The following is a 15930-nucleotide window of genomic DNA, read 5'->3' as shown; positions in this document are numbered from 1 at the left end:
TAAGAACAAGTTAGCGAACCATTAAAATCTCCCCGAAAATTCTTATCGTGTCACGATTTCCGGCCCCATCAGGCTGTATGGCAACCATGTCGAGAGCATCGGCACATAGGTGACCAGGATCAGGAAGGCGAAGAGCACGGCCACAAAGGGAAGCGCCGCCTTCACCACCTGCAACAGGCTCATGCCCGTGATGCCGGATGTGACGAACAGGTTGAGTCCTATCGGCGGCGTGATCATGCCGATCTCCATGTTCACCACCATGATGATGCCCAGATGAACCGGGTCGACGCCAAGCTCCATCGCGATGGGGAAGACGACAGGCGCAACGATCAGCAGCAGGCCAGACGGCTCCATGAACTGCCCACCCAGAAGCAGCAGAAGATTGACTGCGATAAGGAAGGTGAACCAGGTAAAGCCGGCACCGATCATCGCATCCGTGATCGTTTGCGGAATGCGCTCCGAGGTCAGCACATGGGCGAAAAGCAGTGCATTGACGATGATGAACATCAGCATGATCGTCGTGCGCGACGCTTCCACCATCACCTTGCGCGTGTCTTCCGCAAAGAATGCAGGGAAGAAGTTTCGCGCGGTAAGGCCTAGATTGCGGCCCCAAACGGGCAGGCTGTCGCGCAGCGCGCCCAGGATCGACACGTCTCCATGCGGACGCCCGCGCCAGATGATGTAGGCGAACATCACGCCAAGCGAGAGCACGAGCCCCAACACCGTGCGCCCCTGCAGCGTCACGCCGTCCATATCCGCTGTGGCGAAAAAGGACAGGATCATGAAGACGAAGAAGAAGGCGACGGCGTAGACCGTGCCCGAAAAGCCGATGCGCGCGCTGGGACTTGCATCTTCGGCAATCCAGGGCTGCCCTTTCATCGGTCCCATGTCGCGATAGACGAAAAGGGCGACCGCGAAAGCATAGACTGCCGCCACGGCTGCGGCTTCGGTCGGCGTGAAGACGCCGCCATAGATGCCACCCAGAATGATGATGATGAGGAACAGGCCCCACCCGGCTTCCTTGCCGCCAGCCACGATCTCGCCGAAGCCTTTCCACTCTTCCGCAGGCAGGTTCTTCACCCGGGCCATCACATAAATGGCGATCATGAGCATAAGACCGGCGACGATGCCCGGCACGACACCTGCCAGGAACATGCGGCCAACGGAAACGTCCGTCGCAGCCGCATAGACAACCATGACGATGGATGGCGGGATGAGAATGCCGAGCGTTCCCGCATTGGCGATGATGCCTGCGGAGAAGTCGCGTGTATAACCCACCTGCCGCATGCCCGCGATGGCGATGGTGCCGATGGCAACGACCGTTGCAGGCGATGAACCCGAAAGTGCGGCGAACATCATGCAGGCAAGCACGGAAGCCATGGCCAGCCCGCCCTTGAAGTGGCCGACCGAGGCAATCGCAAAGCGAATGATGCGCCGCGCCACGCCGCCTGTCGACATGAAGGCCGAAGCCAGCACGAAGAACGGGATCGCCAGCAGCGTGTAGTTCTGCGACGCCTTGAAGAGTTGCAGCGCCACGGACGAGACCGAGTCGCTGGAGAAAAAGATGATGATGATCAGCGAGGAAAGGCCGAGAGACACCGCGACCGGCACGCCGAGAAAGAGGAAGGTCAGGACGAGAAGGAAGAGAATGGCCGAGATCATGGTCTATTCCTTCAGCGCATCGCGGTTTTCAGCTACGAGATCTTCCGCCTCGTGACCGGCGATCAGAAGCTCGCGCTCTCCGCGCCATATCTGCATGAAGCCCTGGGCCGAGCGGAAAGCCAGAAGTGCCAGACCAATGGGCAGCATGAGATAGGCCACCCAGCGCTGCACGCGCTCCTGAAGACCGAACGTGTCCTGCATCCAGACGGGATAGCGCAGATCGTCCAGACCGGTCCCCCGGTCGAACATGAAGGTCCAGTAGCCAATCGCACCGGATTGACGCCAGTTGGAGGAGATGTCCACACCCACCCATGCAAGCCAACCCGCATAGAGGAGCAGGAAGGCATAGGCGAAGGTTGCGAAGGCTCCGAAGAGGGCCGCAATGCGAAACAGTCGGCTCGGCAGCAGCTTCACGAAGGCGTCCACACCCAGATGAACGCCGTTCTTCACGCCATAGCTCATGCCAAACAGGATCATCCAGGCAAAGACAATGCGCGTGAACTCTAGCGCCCCGCCCCAACCGCTGTTGAAGCCATAGCGCGCAATCACCTGCACGAAGGAGACAAGCGTGATGATGGCAAGCAGACTTGCGATGAAATTCTCTTCCATGCGCGAGACTGCGACAGGAAAACGTCGTTCTGCGAAGAACAGCAGCGCGACCAGCACGATCAATGCCAGTGAAGGCCAGAGCAAGGCCATAAACCCCTCCCCGATGGGTCAGTTTTCCGCGCCGGATATACATGTTTTTGTTCGGCGCGGAAGATACTGGCGCACCCGCAAGCGGGATGCGCCAGTGCTGTCAGCTCACGATCAGGAGTTGCTGCCTTCGGCAGCCTTGATCAGGTCTGCGCCAATGTCGTCCTCGAACTGCTCCCAGACTGGCTTCATGGTCTCAAGCCACTGCGAGCGCTGCTCTTCGGTAAGCTCACGGATTTCGCCATTGGCATCAACGATGTTCTGGCGGCAGGTTTCTTCCTTCTGCGCAACATCGTCATTGGCCTGCTTCGTCACGTCCTCGACGATGGAAACGAACTGATTGCGAACCTCTTCATCAAGGCCTTCCAGCCATTCGGTCGAAGTCACAAGAAGATAGGACAGAAGCTGGTGGTTGGTGTTGGTGATACCGTCCTGCACCTCGAAGAACTTCTGCGTGTAGATATTGCACCAGGAGTTCTCCTGGCCATCCACGACACCCGTCTGAAGAGCGCTGTAGACTTCCGAGAAGGCGAGCTTCTGCGCGGAAGCGTCCATCGCCTCGATCATGGCTACGGCCACATCGGACGTCTGCACGCGGAACTTTAGACCCGACGCATCCGAAGGCACCTCAAGCGGCTTGTTGGCTGAGAACTGCTTCAGGCCGGACATCCAGTAGCCCATACCGGTATAGCCCTCATCTTCCATGATGGTGAGCATGCCCTTGCCATCTTCTGAATTGATGAAGCTGTTGACCGCATCCAGGCTTGAGAACAGGAACGGAAGATCGAAAAGGCGGTACTTCTTCGTGTAGGCCTCGAACTTCGACAGCGAAGGTGCTGCAAGCTGCACGTCACCGAGCAGCAGCGCTTCCATCACCTTGTCGTCGTCATAAAGCGTGGAGTTCGGATAGACCTCCATGCAGGCGGTACCGTTCATCTCATCGTTGATGCGGTCTGCAAGCATCGTTGCCGCATCACCTTTAGGATGACCGCTGGCTGCCACGACGTGTGAGAACTTGATGACCATCTCGCCATCATCGCACTGAGCATATGCGCTCGATGCGAGAAGGCTGAGCGCCAGGGCGGACACCGAACCGATAAGATATTTCATGATGAGCTCCTCCACATTTGTTTTTGCCGCGCAGATGCACGGGAACGCAGACACAAGAGGCTGCGCCAGTCCAACCTCTGTAGCGGCGCGCTTCATCCGGTCACAAGTAAGACCAAAGTATTAGACGTCGCATCAAGGTCTGATTGCAGAGTAGACCGTCGAACCGCCCGCGCAAGATGCATTTCTCCACCGCGGGCGGTTTCGCCCTCAGGCAGAAGCCTCGGCGACCGTTGCCTCGATGTGATCGACAAGCGGATCGGGAAGGCGAAGGCGACCGGCAAGCATGTCCAGATAACCGCGCTCAGCCCGGCTGTTGGGCTCGATTGCCAGGCGCGAAGCGGTGTAGAGCTCGATCTTCTGGGCGTCTGTCTTCGCGGAATCGATAATCGCATCGAGATCGACCGGCTTCTCCAGTTCCTCGACGAGCCAAGCTTCGGCCTCCGCATCCATCCCGGACTGTTTGAGGCGGCCGGAAATGCGCTCGCGCTCGGCCGCATCGATATGACCATCGGCACGTGCGGCAGCGATCATGGCACGCACCAGATCGAGCGCAAATTCGTCCTCGCCCTGCGGTGCCTGTGCAGGGTGAAAGGTGGTATCGGATGGCGGCGGGAGGAGGTCTCCATCCTCACGGGCGGCGTCTGGTGCCTTGCCGCTCTGGTAATTCTGGTAAGCCTTGTACGCCAAGCCAGCAACAGCGGCCAGTCCACCGAGCTTGATTGCATTGCCGGTCAACTTGCGACCAGCACCGGTTCCAAGAAGGACTGCAGCGATCGCGCCCGTAGCTATTGGATTGTCCTTGGCAAGCTGGGAAAGCCGACCGGCCTTGTCACCGACAGTACCCTCGCCGCCCGGCATCTGCGTACCCAACAGACCGTCCAGAAGCTTCTTGGGATCGATCATCGTGTTCTCCTCGTTGTTGCACCGCGCATTTCGTGCCGCGGGGATGGGTAAGCGACACAACGATAAATTGCAATAGGCATGCACCTATACATCCAGAGGATCACCAATGGGTATCGGCTTGCCCTCTTTCAACGCCTGTTCGATCTGCCGCTGACGCTGGCGATAACGCTCCCGGTCCGCGTCCGTGCGGTCATGATAGCAGTGCGGACAGGACACGCCCTCCTCGAACAGATCCGAGATGCGGTCTTCGGCAAGAAGCGGGTGACGGCAGGCGCGGCAAAGTTCGGCCTCCCCTTCCTCAAGACCATGCCCCACCGAGACGCGCTCGTCAAAAACGAAGCACTCGCCTTCAAAACGGCTTTCCTCACGAGGAACCTCTTCCAGATATTTCAGGATGCCACCCTTCAGATGGAAGACGTCCTCAACGCCTTGCTGCCGCAGATAGGCGGTCGCCTTCTCGCAGCGGATGCCACCGGTGCAGAACATCGCCACCTTGCGTCCGCGCAATTCGTCCAGCCGCTCCTGCGTCCATTCGGGGAAGGACCGGAAAGTCTCCGTCTTCGGATCAATCGCATCCTTGAAGGTGCCGATGGCAGTCTCGTAGCGATTGCGTGTGTCGATGATGACCGTATCCGGATCGGAAATAAGCGCGTTCCAGTCTTTCGGCTCCACATAGGTTCCGGCATGGACGCGCGGGTCGATACCTTCGACCCCCATGGTTACGATCTCTTTCTTCAACCGCACCTTCATGCGGCGGAAAGGCATTTCGCTCGCATGGCTGTATTTGTAATCCGGCTGCCCCAGTCCCGGGATCGCTGCCAGATGAGCAACAAGCGCCTCGATCGCTTCGGCGCTTCCTGCCACCGTACCGTTGATGCCTTCACGAGCAAGAAGCAGGGTGCCCCGGATGCCTTCGCGCTGGCAAAGCGCCAGCAGCGGCTCGCGCAGCGCCTCGTGGTTTTCGAGATGCGCGAAACGATACAGCGCCAGAACCGTATAGCGTGGGGATGATGATGCAGCAGTCATGGCAAGGCTCGTAGGCAGCAATCGTGGCAAAGACAAGGGTTGGCGGAAACAAACCGCCTCCTCGTGAAATGCGTTTTATCCCCGCTCTCGCTGTTTCAGCAAGAATATGCGCATCGCAAACGGGAGCAAAACAATGTTCGAACACGATACCCGGCACACAATCACGGCAGCCGCAGACGAATATGGCATCGAACCCGCCCTGTTGCTGGCATTGATCGAGGTGGAAAGCGGAGGACGCGTGCAAGCGCGGATCGATGGTCGAAACGAGCCGATGATCCGCTTTGAGGGACACTACTTCCACCGGCGGCTGTCCCCGGGCAATCGGGCACGGGCCGTGGCAGCGGGCTTGGCAAGTCCGAAAGCTGGTGGAGTACGCAACCCGCCGTCCCAGAAGGCTCGTTGGCGGCTTTTGAAACGGGCATGTGAGATCGACGCCGCAGCGGCCTGTGAGTCTACCTCCTGGGGCGTGGGGCAAATCATGGGTGCGCATTGGAAGCTGCTCGGGTTTTCCAGCGTGGACGCCTTTGTCGAAGAGGCGCGCAGCGGCCTTGCCGGCCAGTTGCGTCTGATGCTGCTCTTCCTGGAAAAGAACCGCCTGCTTCAGCCTCTCATGGCCCGCGACTGGCAGCGCTTCGCGCGTGGCTACAACGGAAGATCCTTTGCACGCAACGGCTACCACCTGAAACTGGCGTTCGCCTATCGCCGCAATCGCAGGGTTCAGAATGAGCCAGATGATCGGGAGGGCCTGTCCGTGAAGGAAATCCTGAATTTCCAGAATGCGCTGAACCAAAACGGCGCCAAGCTCCGGCTCGATGGAATTTTCGGACCGGCCACGCGCCACGCGGTGCTATCCTTTCAGAGAGCAACGGGATTGCCGATGAGTGGCCGATTCGACAGCGCCACTCGCGATGCGCTCTCTCCTCGGCAGGAGACACCGTCGAAAACGCTTCATCCGCTCGGCGCGTTTCTACGAAACACACGACGGCTTTTTCAGCGGGTGACGCGGCACAGGCATGCTTTGCGTGCACAATAGTCCACCGGCAATTGTAATGAGGCGGGGTTTCAGCTTATAGCCTTTCACGAATTCTGCGCGCAGGAGGCGGTATTGAACAAGAAAACCGAAACTCTGCTGGAGATCCTGACGGGTCAGCCGGTAATCCCTGTTCTCAAGGTCGAGCGTCTGGCCGATGCCGTGCCTCTGGCACGCGCACTTGCAAAGGGTGGCCTGCCTGCAATCGAGATTACGCTGCGCACCGCCGATGCACTCGACGCAATCCGCCTTGTTGCCGACGAAGTTCCGGAAGCCATTGTCGGCGCGGGTACGATCCTCAACGGCAAGGATTTCAACCGTGCGGTATCCGCCGGATCCAAATTTATCGTTTCGCCTGGCACCACTCAGGAACTTCTGGATGCGGCAAGCCAGTCAAGCATTCCCCTGCTTCCCGGCGCGGTGACGGCCAGCGAGGTCATGGCCATGCGCGATGAAGGCTATCGTGTGCTGAAATTCTTCCCCGCAGAACAGGCTGGCGGTGCAAGCTACCTGAAGTCGCTCTCATCCCCCATCGCGGACATGCGTTTCTGCCCCACGGGTGGCATCTCCCCGAAGAATGCGAACGACTATCTGTCGCTTCCCAATGTGGTGTGCATCGGCGGCAGCTGGGTTGCTCCCGATGATCTCATTGCTGCTGGCGACTGGAACGCCATCGAGGCATTGGCAGCAGAAGCTGCCAGGCTTGGCGCCGGCGCCTGAACGAACCGCAAGTCAGCAAAAACAAACGCCCGGTCATTGACCGGGCGTTTTTTTGTTTGTGCCTCCTGGAGGTGGTTCAGTTCGTGGCGAACTTCGCCACTGACAGGAAGGTGATCGCCTTGCCGGTCAGGCGGTTGGGATTCTCGCTGTCCAGCGCCTTCTGGAAGCCTGTCGTGTAGACGGCGCTCGGCGCTTTCGCGATCTGCGGATTGAAGGCTGGCACCTGCGTTGGTTCAACCTTGCGCGCGACCGATTCCCGGCTCAGAACGTGGCGCGCACTGACCACCTGAACAGGTTTCGGAATAGCCTTTGGCTGCGGGCGAACGTCGCTTGGACGTGGCTTGGCGGACTTGGCTGTCGTGCGTGCGCTGGAAGCCAGCGCGCGCTGCGCTGCAGTGCTGCCACCGCTGTTGAGCATGGCAAGACGCGGAGACGCGACGACATTGCCGGAAGCCTTGGCAGCACCATCCGCTTCAACGGCGGCCAGCGCAGCAGGCTTGACCTCATCATCCACACCGGCATTGCTTGCTGCGACAAGAGTTGCCTCTGCCTTCTCCTGAGCCTTCTGCGCCGCCAACTGCGGAGCCGCATCGATATCGGCGGGTGCAGGCGCAGGCTGGGGCGCAGCCGCAGCAACAAGCTGTGCATCCTGCTTCGGCGTCTGGGCCAGCAGTTCATTGATTGCCTCAGGCGCGGCCGGGCGACGGGTGGGGGTGGCAAAAGCCGTGGCCGGGAGGGCACCCTCCTGCTCTTCCGCGGAGGCAAGCTGGATCGCGCTCTCTGCCGCCTGGTAGTCCGGGCGACGCGTCGGGACCGGGATATTGGCAGCAGTCAGGATGGTCTCGGCGTCGACAGACGGTCCTTCCTCGACCGGCTTGGTCTGGAACGGAATATTGTCGGGAACGTCAGGCTGTGCGGCAGCAACCTGAGTTTCCGCAACGGGTGCAGCCTCGGGCGCAGCCGGTACAGCCTGCTCGAGCGCAAGCTGGGTACCCGCGGAAATATTCGCACGCGGGGCAGCCTGCGGAACGGGAAGCGAACGCGCCGGCAAGGCAGCCAGGATGGTCGCAGGTGTCGGATCGGGCTTGGGTGCAGCCTGTTGCGGCACCGCACGCTGCGGCGTGGCACGCGCTACAGCCGTAGGCGCACTGGTTTCCGCATTGTCCTCTTCCTCATCCGCACCACCGCCGAACAGGGCTGCGAGAAGCCCTTTTCCGCGCCGTCCGTCGTCCTTGGCGATCTGGATGGAGCCACCGGAGCGCTTGCGGCGCTCGACATCCGCGAGAGCCTGCTTGTATCCGGGCAGGGGCTTGCCGTCGCTGGGCACGTGCACGGTCTTGCCGTCGGGGAAGACGGAAGCGAGTTCCTTGCGGCTCATGCGCGGCCAGTGACGAACGCTGCCGACATCAAGATGCACGAATGGCGAGCCCGAGCGCGGATAGTAGCCGACGCCACCAACAGAGTATTTCAGGCCAAGATTGCGCAGCGTGGAAAGCTTCACGCCGGGAATGTAGAAATCCATCGCCTTGCCGAGCATGTGCTGGCTCTTCTTGGCAACGCCGGAAGAGCGTTTGCGCAGCATCGCATTGGTCTTGGGGGAGCGATAGGCCGAGACGACATGGATGTAGTCGCGGGCACCGGAAGCACGGTAGACTTCCCAGACAAGGTCGAGAAGCTGGGGGTCCATATTGGTCGGCTCGTTCTGCCGCCAGTCGCGCAGGAAGCGGTTGATCTCCTTCAGGCCGCTGGAAAGGTAGCGACCGTTGCGCTTGTAGGTGATCTCCGCGCGTTCCTTGGTATGGATGAAATAGAGCTTCAGCGTCCGCGTTTCTGCTTGCACCGCGGGGGCGAAAGCGACCACCGAAGCCAGCGCCAGCATGAAGCCAGCGAGGAACCGGGTGAAACGGGATGCCTGAACGCGCCCCTCACGATGTCGTACGTCGATGCTAATCAAGACATGGCCTGTCGGCTTGAGTTGTCCCCTGGAAGACACTGGTGTCCCTGGTCCACCAAAGTCTCGACGATAATGGTTAATCGACCCTTATTGGGTAACAAATGCAATATGACGATGGCAACAACTAGGCAGGCACAGCAGGTGCTAATGTCAGGGTAAATGAATGCTAAATACGCCAAAGTTGTGGCGAAATGCGGCACGGACATCCTGCAGTTGGAACGATTGGCAGTCAGCCCCGCCCACCATCGATGCCCAGTTCCTTGAGCTTGCGGTACAATGTCGAGCGGCCAATACCCAGTCGGCGGGCAACTTCACTCATCTGCCCCCCGTAATGGGCAATGGCAAAGCGGATCATTTCCGCCTCCACCTCTTCCAGCGGCCGGACATTCCCGTCATTGCCGATGGCACGGATCAAGCCTGGATGAAGCGGCTGCGTGGCCGCGGCGGGTTCATCTCCATCGATGGGAACCACGCTGCTCGTGCCGGTTTGCAGCGCACGGTTGGTTCGCTGCACCTCCTCATCGGCGACAAGTTCCTCGATCCCTTCCACCTGCGCCAGGATCTGAGGAAAGTCCTCTGCCGTCAGCACATGTCCTTCGCACAACACCATTGCGCGGAAGACCGCGTTTTCGAGTTGGCGGATATTGCCCGGCCAGTCATAGGCGGCAAGCACGGAAAGTGCACGCTGGGAAATGCCCTTGACGCCTGGCCCCGTCACCGCATCGCTGAAACGTGAAATGAAGTGCTGGACCAGAACGGAGATGTCCTCCTTCCGCTCACGCAGTGGCGGCACCATGATGGGAAAAACATTCAGCCGATAATACAGGTCTTCACGAAACTGCCCGTCGCGAACCTGGGCGAGCAGGTCGCGGTTGGTGGCGGAGATCAGACGTATGTCCACCCGCTGCGGACTGTTGGCGCCGACGGGGTCGACTTCGCCCTCCTGCACCGCGCGCAGGAGCTTGACCTGCACTTCTGGCGGAAGCTCGCCGATCTCGTCGAGAAAAAGCGTGCCTTCATGAGCTTCCAGAAACTTGCCGCGGTGCTTGTCGCTCGCCCCGGTGAAGGCGCCCTTCTCGTGACCAAACAGGATGCTCTCGACCAGATTATGGGGAATGGCGCCGCAATTGACTGTTACGAAGGGTTTTGACCGTCGGTTACTTTCACCTCTGATCGCACGCGCAATCAGTTCCTTGCCGACACCAGACTCGCCTTCGATCAGCACGGGGATATTCGATGTTGCGGCCTTGCGGCAGAGCCGCAGAACCCGCTCCATTGCAGGGCTTTCGGTGATGATATCCTTCACCGTGAAACCGGCAGCGCCTTTCGGCTGCACGTCCTTTTTGGACGCCTCCAGCTTCTCGACCTTGAGTGCATTGCCCAATGCGCGCGCCAGACGTTCTGGCGATACAGGCTTGACCACGAAATCGAATGCACCGGCGCGCATGGCAGAGACCACCGTCTCGATCCCGCCCTTTGCCGTCTGCACGATGACGGGCGCATATACGCCGCTCGCCCTGAGCTTCCCCATGACCTCAAGCCCATCCATTCCGGGCATCATGAGGTCGAGAATGACGGCCTTCAGCTTTCCTGGATGGACTTGTGATGCGATGGCGAGCGCCTGTTTGCCACCTGCCGCGGCAAGTGCCGAAAAGCCCATGCGCTGCACGGCCGCCTCAAGCAGGCGACGCTGTGCAGGATCGTCATCGACTATCAGCACTCGGTCCGACATTAAAGCAACAGCCCTCCCCGAAATCGTGCGTGAATTCAAACGCAGGGTGGAAGTCTATGCCACAGCCCTCTAAACAGGCTTTCAACAAACCCGGTGAATGAAACCTTATCCAGCCGGCTATGAGCTTCAGGGAGCTATCTATGGCACGAATCTCCGCCTATCCAGCGGCAAACGCCGTCGATGCCGGTTCACAGGGCCCCAAGGGCGCAGAAGCGCTAGGCGATTTGCCGCTGTGGAACCTGAACGATCTCTACCCGGGCATGGACAGCGCCGAACTGAAGCACGACCTGGAAAAGGCCGCTTCCGATTCCAGGGCCTTCGAAAAACGCTGGAAAGGCCGTCTCGCCGAAGAAGCCGCCAAGGGTGCCGACGGCAAGTTGGGACAGGCACTTCGGGAATATGAGGCGCTGGACGAGATCTATGGCCGTATCGGTTCCTATGCCGGGCTGCTTTATGCCGACGACACCTCGAACCCCGCACGCGCGAAATTCTATGGTGATGTGCAGCAGAAGCTGACCGACGCCAGCACCCACCTGCTTTTCCTGCCGCTGGAAATGAACAAGATCGAGGATGCGCTTCTGGAAGAGGCCCTGGAAGCAGATCCCTCTTTCGGCCATTACCGCCCCTGGGTGATGGACCTGCGCAAGGAGCGCCCGCACCAGCTCGACGACAAGCTGGAGCAGCTTCTGCACGAAAGCCATGTCACCGGACGGTCCGCATGGAACCGCCTGTTCGACGAGACGATGACCAGCCTGCGCTTCGAGGTCGATGGCGAGGAGCTTACGCTTGAGCCGACGCTGAACCTTTTGCAGCACGCGGACGGCGCAAGGCGCAAGGCCGCCGCAGAGGCACTTTCCGCAACCCTGAAAGGGAATATGCGCATCTTCACCCTGGTCACGAACACATTGGCCAAGGACAAGGAGATCAGCGACCGCTGGCGCAAATTCGAGGATGTCGCCGACTCCCGCCACCTCGCCAACAGGGTCGAGCGTGAAGTCGTTGATGCGCTGGCTTCTTCCGTGCGTGACGCCTATCCGCGCATCTCCCATCGCTATTACGCCATGAAGGCGAAGTGGCTTGGCATGGATGCGCTTGATCACTGGGACCGAAACGCACCACTTCCCGAGACGCCGCAGGCGGTGATCGGTTGGGAAGATGCACGCGAAACCGTTCTTTCCGCCTACAGTTCCTTTGCCCCGGAAATGGCTGAAATCGCCGGCCGCTTCTTCGAGAAGAACTGGATTGACGCGCCTGTTCGTCCGGGCAAGTCACCCGGCGCTTTTGCGCATCCGACCGTGCCTTCGGCACATCCATACGTGATGCTGAACTATCTCGGCAAACCGCGCGACGTCATGACCCTGGCCCACGAACTGGGCCACGGCGTGCACCAGGTTCTGGCCGCCGAACAGGGTGCGCTGATGGCTTCAACGCCGCTCACGCTGGCCGAGACCGCCTCTGTCTTCGGCGAAATGCTCACCTTCCGCTCGCTGCTCGACCGCACCCGGGACAAGCGCGAACGCAAGGCGATGCTTGCCCAGAAGGTCGAGGACATGATCAACACGGTCGTGCGCCAGATCGCCTTCTACGAATTCGAGCGCAAGGTGCATGTGGAACGCCGTGAAGGTGAGATCACGGCCGAACGCCTTGGCGAAATTTGGGTCGGGATCCAGAAGGAAAGCCTCGGGCCGTCCGTGAAGCTGCGTGAGGGCTATGAGACTTTCTGGGCCTACATCCCGCACTTCATCCACTCGCCCTTCTATGTCTATGCCTATGCGTTTGGCGACTGCCTCGTAAACTCGCTGTTCGCGGTCTATCAGCAGGCTGAAAGCGGCTTCCAGCAGAAATATTTCGAGATGCTGAAGGCTGGCGGCACCAAGCACCACAGCGAATTGCTGGCACCCTTCGGGCTTGATGCCACCGATCCCGCCTTTTGGTCGAAAGGTCTCTCGGTGATCGAAGGCCTGATCGACGAGCTTGAAGCGCTGGACCGCGATGCCTGAGGCAGCGCGGCCCGAAAGCCCGCATTCGCTAGACGGACAGGCCTTCATCCTGTTCGAAAACGATCTTGAGGGCGAGGTTCTCGCCTTCACCGACCCACGTGAGCATCTCATCGCGCATGAGGCGGACGATGTCCTGCCCATGCTTCAACATGCGCAAACCTTGCGTGAGCGGGGATACTGGATCGCCGGCTATCTCTCCTATGAGGCAGGCTATGCGCTGGACCCAGCGCTTCAGGCATCCATGCCGACCGACCGCCGCCTTCCCCTCCTGCATCTGGCAGCCTTTGGCGAGCCAACATCGCCACCGCCTGCACTGACAGGACAGGCTGAACTGAGCCAGCCCGTACCGCTCTGGCAGATGGAACAATACCGAGCGTGCTTCGACATCCTGCACAACCACATCGCGCGCGGCGATTGCTACCAGGCAAACCTGACCTTCCCGTTCGAGCTATCGTGGTCTGGCACGGCCCTTTCGCTCTTCGCCAGCATGCGCGCCCGCCAGCCAGTGCGCTACGCCGCGTTGGTCAATCTGGGCGGGCCCACCCTCCTCTCCCGCTCGCCGGAACTTTTCTTCCGGACCGATACCGAAGGTTGGATCGAGACCCATCCCATGAAGGGCACGATGCCACGCGGTCAAACGGAAGCGGAGGACGAGGCCAATGCCGAGTTTCTGCGCAACGACGTGAAAAGTCAGGCCGAAAACCGCATGATCGTAGACCTTCTGCGCAACGACATCTCGCGGGTCACGCTGCCTGAAACGCTCGACGTTCCCGACATTTTCCGCATTGAATCCTATCCGACCGTGCATCAGATGGTCAGCACGGTACGCGCCAGGCTTATGCCCGGCATCGGCCTGATGCATATCATGCAGGCACTTTTCCCATGTGGCTCGGTCACCGGAGCGCCAAAGATCAGCGCGATGAAAATCCTGCGCAAGCTGGAAAGCGGCCCTCGCGGCGCCTACTGCGGCGCCATCGGCTGGGCCGCACCGGATGGCTCTTCACAATTCAACGTGGCCATCCGCACATTGACGCTCTTCGACCAAGGGGAAGCGGCGTTGAACGCAGGCGGTGGAATCGTCTTCGATTCAGTAGCCGAAAGCGAATATGAAGAAGCACTGCTGAAGGCCCGCTTCGCATCACTGGGCTGACCACACGCTTTCACGGAAGGGGTATGCATGTTCATCATTTCACTTACCTATGAAGTTCCACTGGAGGAAGTGGAACCACACATGCAGGCGCATATGGAGTGGGTGAACCGCTACTATGACAAGGGCGTCTTCATCGCGTCCGGTCGCAAGGTTCCCCGCACCGGTGGCGTCATCCTTGCGCGGGGCGATCGAGCCTCGATCGAAGCCTGCATCGCCGAAGACCCCTTCTCCGCCTATGGTGTGGCGAAATATGAAGTGACGGAATTCACCCCCACCCGCGCCGCTGAAGGGCTGGAATCTCTGGTTGAGTGAACCATTCCGGCACCTCAGCCACCAACATCTTGATCTCGGTGCACCGGATGATGCCCCGGCACATTGCCTGACCCGTTCTGCTGATCAAACGGATTCCGCTTTAATGTCTGAAGGAACCGTGTATGGCGTGATGCGGTTGACCGGCTAGGCTGAAGGAGCACGTTACATGGCAAAGCAGGAGTGGCCGGTATACGGCGAGATCACAGGGCCGATCGTCATGATCGGATTCGGTTCCATCGGCCGTGGGACCCTGCCGCTGCTTGAGCGCCATTTCCGTTTCGACCGCTCGCGGATGGTAATTGTCGACCCTGCCGAAACGAACCGGAAATTTGCCGATGAATGCGGGATCCGTTTTCTGAAAGCTGCAGTGACCCAAGACAATCACGAGGAACTGCTGACGCCGCTTCTGAGTGAAGGTGAAGGTCAGGGTTTTTGCGTGAACCTTTCCGTGGATACGTCCTCGGTCGAACTGATGAAACTCTGCCGCAGGCTGGGTGTCCTTTACATCGACACGGTGATCGAACCCTGGGCGGGCTTCTATTTCGACCCTTCCGCTGACAACGCATCGCGCACGAACTATGCGCTGCGCGAAACGTTGTTGCGCGAGAAGCGCAACGCGCCGGGCGGCACCACCGCAGTTTCTACATGCGGCGCCAATCCGGGGATGGTTTCATGGTTCGTCAAACAGGCGCTGATCAATCTTGCAGCCGACATGAAGCTCGACGTCGAAACGCCGGCTGCAGATGATCGCGAGGCCTGGGCGCAATTCATGCGCAACCTCGGCGTCAAGGGCATACACATCGCGGAACGCGACACCCAGCGGGCCAAGAAACCAAAGCCCATGGACGTGTTCTGGAACACATGGTCGGTGGAAGGATTTGTTGCCGAAGGTCTGCAACCGGCAGAACTGGGCTGGGGCACCCACGAAAACTGGATGCCCGATAATGCACGTTCGCACGAGGAAGGGTCGAAGGCGGGAATCTTCCTTGAGCAACCGGGAGCCAACACCCGCGTGCGCAGCTGGTGCCCGACACCCGGGCCTCAATATGGCTACCTCGTCACCCACAACGAGGCGATCTCCATATCCGACTACTTCACCGTCCATGGCAAGGACGGCAAACCCGTCTACCGTCCGACCTGCCACTACGCCTATCACCCCTGCAATGATGCGGTGCTTTCGCTACATGAAATGTTCGGCGCAGGAGGCAAGGCACAGCCTGAACAGCATGTTCTGGATGAAGACGAGCTGGTGGATGGCGCAGACGAACTCGGTGTTCTTCTTTATGGCCATGACCGCAATGCCTACTGGTATGGCTCGCAGCTGACACTGGAAGAGGCGCGCGAACTCGCGCCCTACCAGAATGCGACGGGCCTGCAGGTCTCATCTGCCGTCCTGGCCGGAATGGTCTGGGCGCTGGAGAATCCCGACAAGGGTATAGTCGAAGCGGATGAGATGGACTTCGAACGTTGCCTCGAGGTTCAAATGCCCTATCTCGGTCCGGTCAATGGCTACTACACCGACTGGACACCGCTCGAGGGGCGACCGGGACTTTTTGCCGAAGATCTGGATGAGAATGACCCATGGCAATTCCGCAACATCCTGGTGCGATAGTCGGATAACCGACAAGTTTTGCT

13 protein-coding genes are annotated in these 15930 nt (G+C 59.8%); 6 read left to right on the top strand and 7 right to left on the bottom strand.

Translation table 11 applies throughout. The features are described from left to right. Positions 1–42: 42 nt before the first annotated feature. The 5 genes from EL18_RS00800 to trhO form a co-directional block, all read right to left on the bottom strand. Positions 43–1662 carry a TRAP transporter large permease gene (locus EL18_RS00800; RefSeq protein ID WP_036478763.1) on the bottom strand — a complete coding sequence of 540 codons (1620 nt, stop codon included), beginning with the start codon at positions 1660–1662 and terminating at the stop codon, positions 43–45. 3 nt (positions 1663–1665) lie between these two features. Next, complete coding sequence (locus EL18_RS00795; RefSeq protein WP_081871048.1) at positions 1666–2361, bottom strand: TRAP transporter small permease; 696 nt, start codon at positions 2359–2361, stop codon at positions 1666–1668. Positions 2362–2472: 111 nt separating this feature from the next. Beyond that, positions 2473–3468: a DctP family TRAP transporter solute-binding subunit gene (locus EL18_RS00790; protein WP_036483584.1), complete on the bottom strand. Its 996-nt coding sequence runs from the start codon at positions 3466–3468 to the stop codon at positions 2473–2475. A gap of 207 nt (positions 3469–3675) precedes the next feature. After that, entirely contained in the window at positions 3676–4371 is a 696-nt protein-coding gene (locus tag EL18_RS00785; protein ID WP_036478760.1) for a tellurite resistance TerB family protein, read from the bottom strand. Positions 4372–4455: 84 nt separating this feature from the next. Further along, a complete protein-coding gene (gene trhO, locus EL18_RS00780) occupies positions 4456–5397 on the bottom strand; it encodes an oxygen-dependent tRNA uridine(34) hydroxylase TrhO (RefSeq protein ID WP_036483577.1) in 942 nt (313 codons plus the stop codon). Between the two features lie 202 nt (positions 5398–5599). Here trhO and EL18_RS00775 point away from each other — a divergent pair, with 202 nt between their 5' ends. Both EL18_RS00775 and EL18_RS00770 read left to right on the top strand, forming a co-directional pair. Continuing rightward, positions 5600–6430, top strand: coding sequence for an N-acetylmuramidase domain-containing protein (locus EL18_RS00775; RefSeq protein ID WP_244444489.1), 831 nt, complete (start codon positions 5600–5602; stop codon positions 6428–6430). Positions 6431–6502: 72 nt separating this feature from the next. After that, positions 6503–7147 (top strand): 2-dehydro-3-deoxy-phosphogluconate aldolase, encoded by a 645-nt coding sequence (locus EL18_RS00770; RefSeq protein ID WP_036478758.1) that lies wholly within the window; start codon positions 6503–6505, stop codon positions 7145–7147. Between the two features lie 76 nt (positions 7148–7223). Here EL18_RS00770 and EL18_RS00765 read toward each other — a convergent pair whose 3' ends face one another. Together EL18_RS00765 and EL18_RS00760 are read right to left on the bottom strand one after the other, a co-directional pair. After that, positions 7224–9101 (bottom strand): peptidoglycan L,D-endopeptidase MepK, encoded by a 1878-nt coding sequence (locus tag EL18_RS00765; protein ID WP_244444488.1) that lies wholly within the window; start codon positions 9099–9101, stop codon positions 7224–7226. A 229-nt stretch (positions 9102–9330) separates the two neighbouring features. Beyond that, entirely contained in the window at positions 9331–10833 is a 1503-nt protein-coding gene (locus EL18_RS00760) for a sigma-54-dependent transcriptional regulator (RefSeq protein ID WP_036478754.1), read from the bottom strand. 140 nt (positions 10834–10973) lie between these two features. Here EL18_RS00760 and EL18_RS00755 point away from each other — a divergent pair, with 140 nt between their 5' ends. From EL18_RS00755 to EL18_RS00740, 4 genes are all read left to right on the top strand, one after another. After that, a complete protein-coding gene (locus EL18_RS00755) occupies positions 10974–12833 on the top strand; it encodes a M3 family oligoendopeptidase (RefSeq protein ID WP_036478751.1) in 1860 nt (619 codons plus the stop codon). Further along, complete coding sequence (locus EL18_RS00750) at positions 12826–13983, top strand: aminodeoxychorismate synthase component I (protein WP_051913625.1); 1158 nt, start codon at positions 12826–12828, stop codon at positions 13981–13983. The genes EL18_RS00755 and EL18_RS00750 overlap by 8 nt, the downstream gene beginning before the upstream one ends. Before the next feature lie 27 nt (positions 13984–14010). Then, positions 14011–14295 carry a YciI family protein gene (locus tag EL18_RS00745; protein WP_036478749.1) on the top strand — a complete coding sequence of 95 codons (285 nt, stop codon included), beginning with the start codon at positions 14011–14013 and terminating at the stop codon, positions 14293–14295. A gap of 166 nt (positions 14296–14461) precedes the next feature. Next, on the top strand, positions 14462–15907 hold the full coding sequence (locus tag EL18_RS00740) for a homospermidine synthase (protein WP_036478747.1): 1446 nt from the start codon (positions 14462–14464) through the stop codon (positions 15905–15907). Positions 15908–15930: the final 23 nt, after the last annotated feature.

Source organism: Nitratireductor basaltis (assembly GCF_000733725.1).
GTDB lineage: Bacteria > Pseudomonadota > Alphaproteobacteria > Rhizobiales > Rhizobiaceae > Chelativorans > Chelativorans basaltis.
Note: the sequence above shows the minus strand (reverse complement) of the source record. Positions and strands in the feature narration are given on the sequence as shown.

Excerpts from the sequence above, each read along its gene's own strand:
- EL18_RS00740 (WP_036478747.1), top strand. The coding sequence starts at position 14,462 with ATGGCAAAGCAGGAGTGGCCGGTATACGGCGAGATCACAGGGCCGATC.
- trhO (WP_036483577.1), bottom strand. The coding sequence starts at position 5,397 with ATGACTGCTGCATCATCATCCCCACGCTATACGGTTCTGGCGCTGTAT.
- EL18_RS00745 (WP_036478749.1), top strand. The coding sequence starts at position 14,011 with ATGTTCATCATTTCACTTACCTATGAAGTTCCACTGGAGGAAGTGGAA.
- EL18_RS00790 (WP_036483584.1), bottom strand. The coding sequence starts at position 3,468 with ATGAAATATCTTATCGGTTCGGTGTCCGCCCTGGCGCTCAGCCTTCTC.
- EL18_RS00795 (WP_081871048.1), bottom strand. The coding sequence starts at position 2,361 with ATGGCCTTGCTCTGGCCTTCACTGGCATTGATCGTGCTGGTCGCGCTG.
- EL18_RS00785 (WP_036478760.1), bottom strand. The coding sequence starts at position 4,371 with ATGATCGATCCCAAGAAGCTTCTGGACGGTCTGTTGGGTACGCAGATG.
- EL18_RS00800 (WP_036478763.1), bottom strand. The coding sequence starts at position 1,662 with ATGATCTCGGCCATTCTCTTCCTTCTCGTCCTGACCTTCCTCTTTCTC.
- EL18_RS00760 (WP_036478754.1), bottom strand. The coding sequence starts at position 10,833 with ATGTCGGACCGAGTGCTGATAGTCGATGACGATCCTGCACAGCGTCGC.
- EL18_RS00750 (WP_051913625.1), top strand. The coding sequence starts at position 12,826 with ATGCCTGAGGCAGCGCGGCCCGAAAGCCCGCATTCGCTAGACGGACAG.
- EL18_RS00755 (WP_036478751.1), top strand. The coding sequence starts at position 10,974 with ATGGCACGAATCTCCGCCTATCCAGCGGCAAACGCCGTCGATGCCGGT.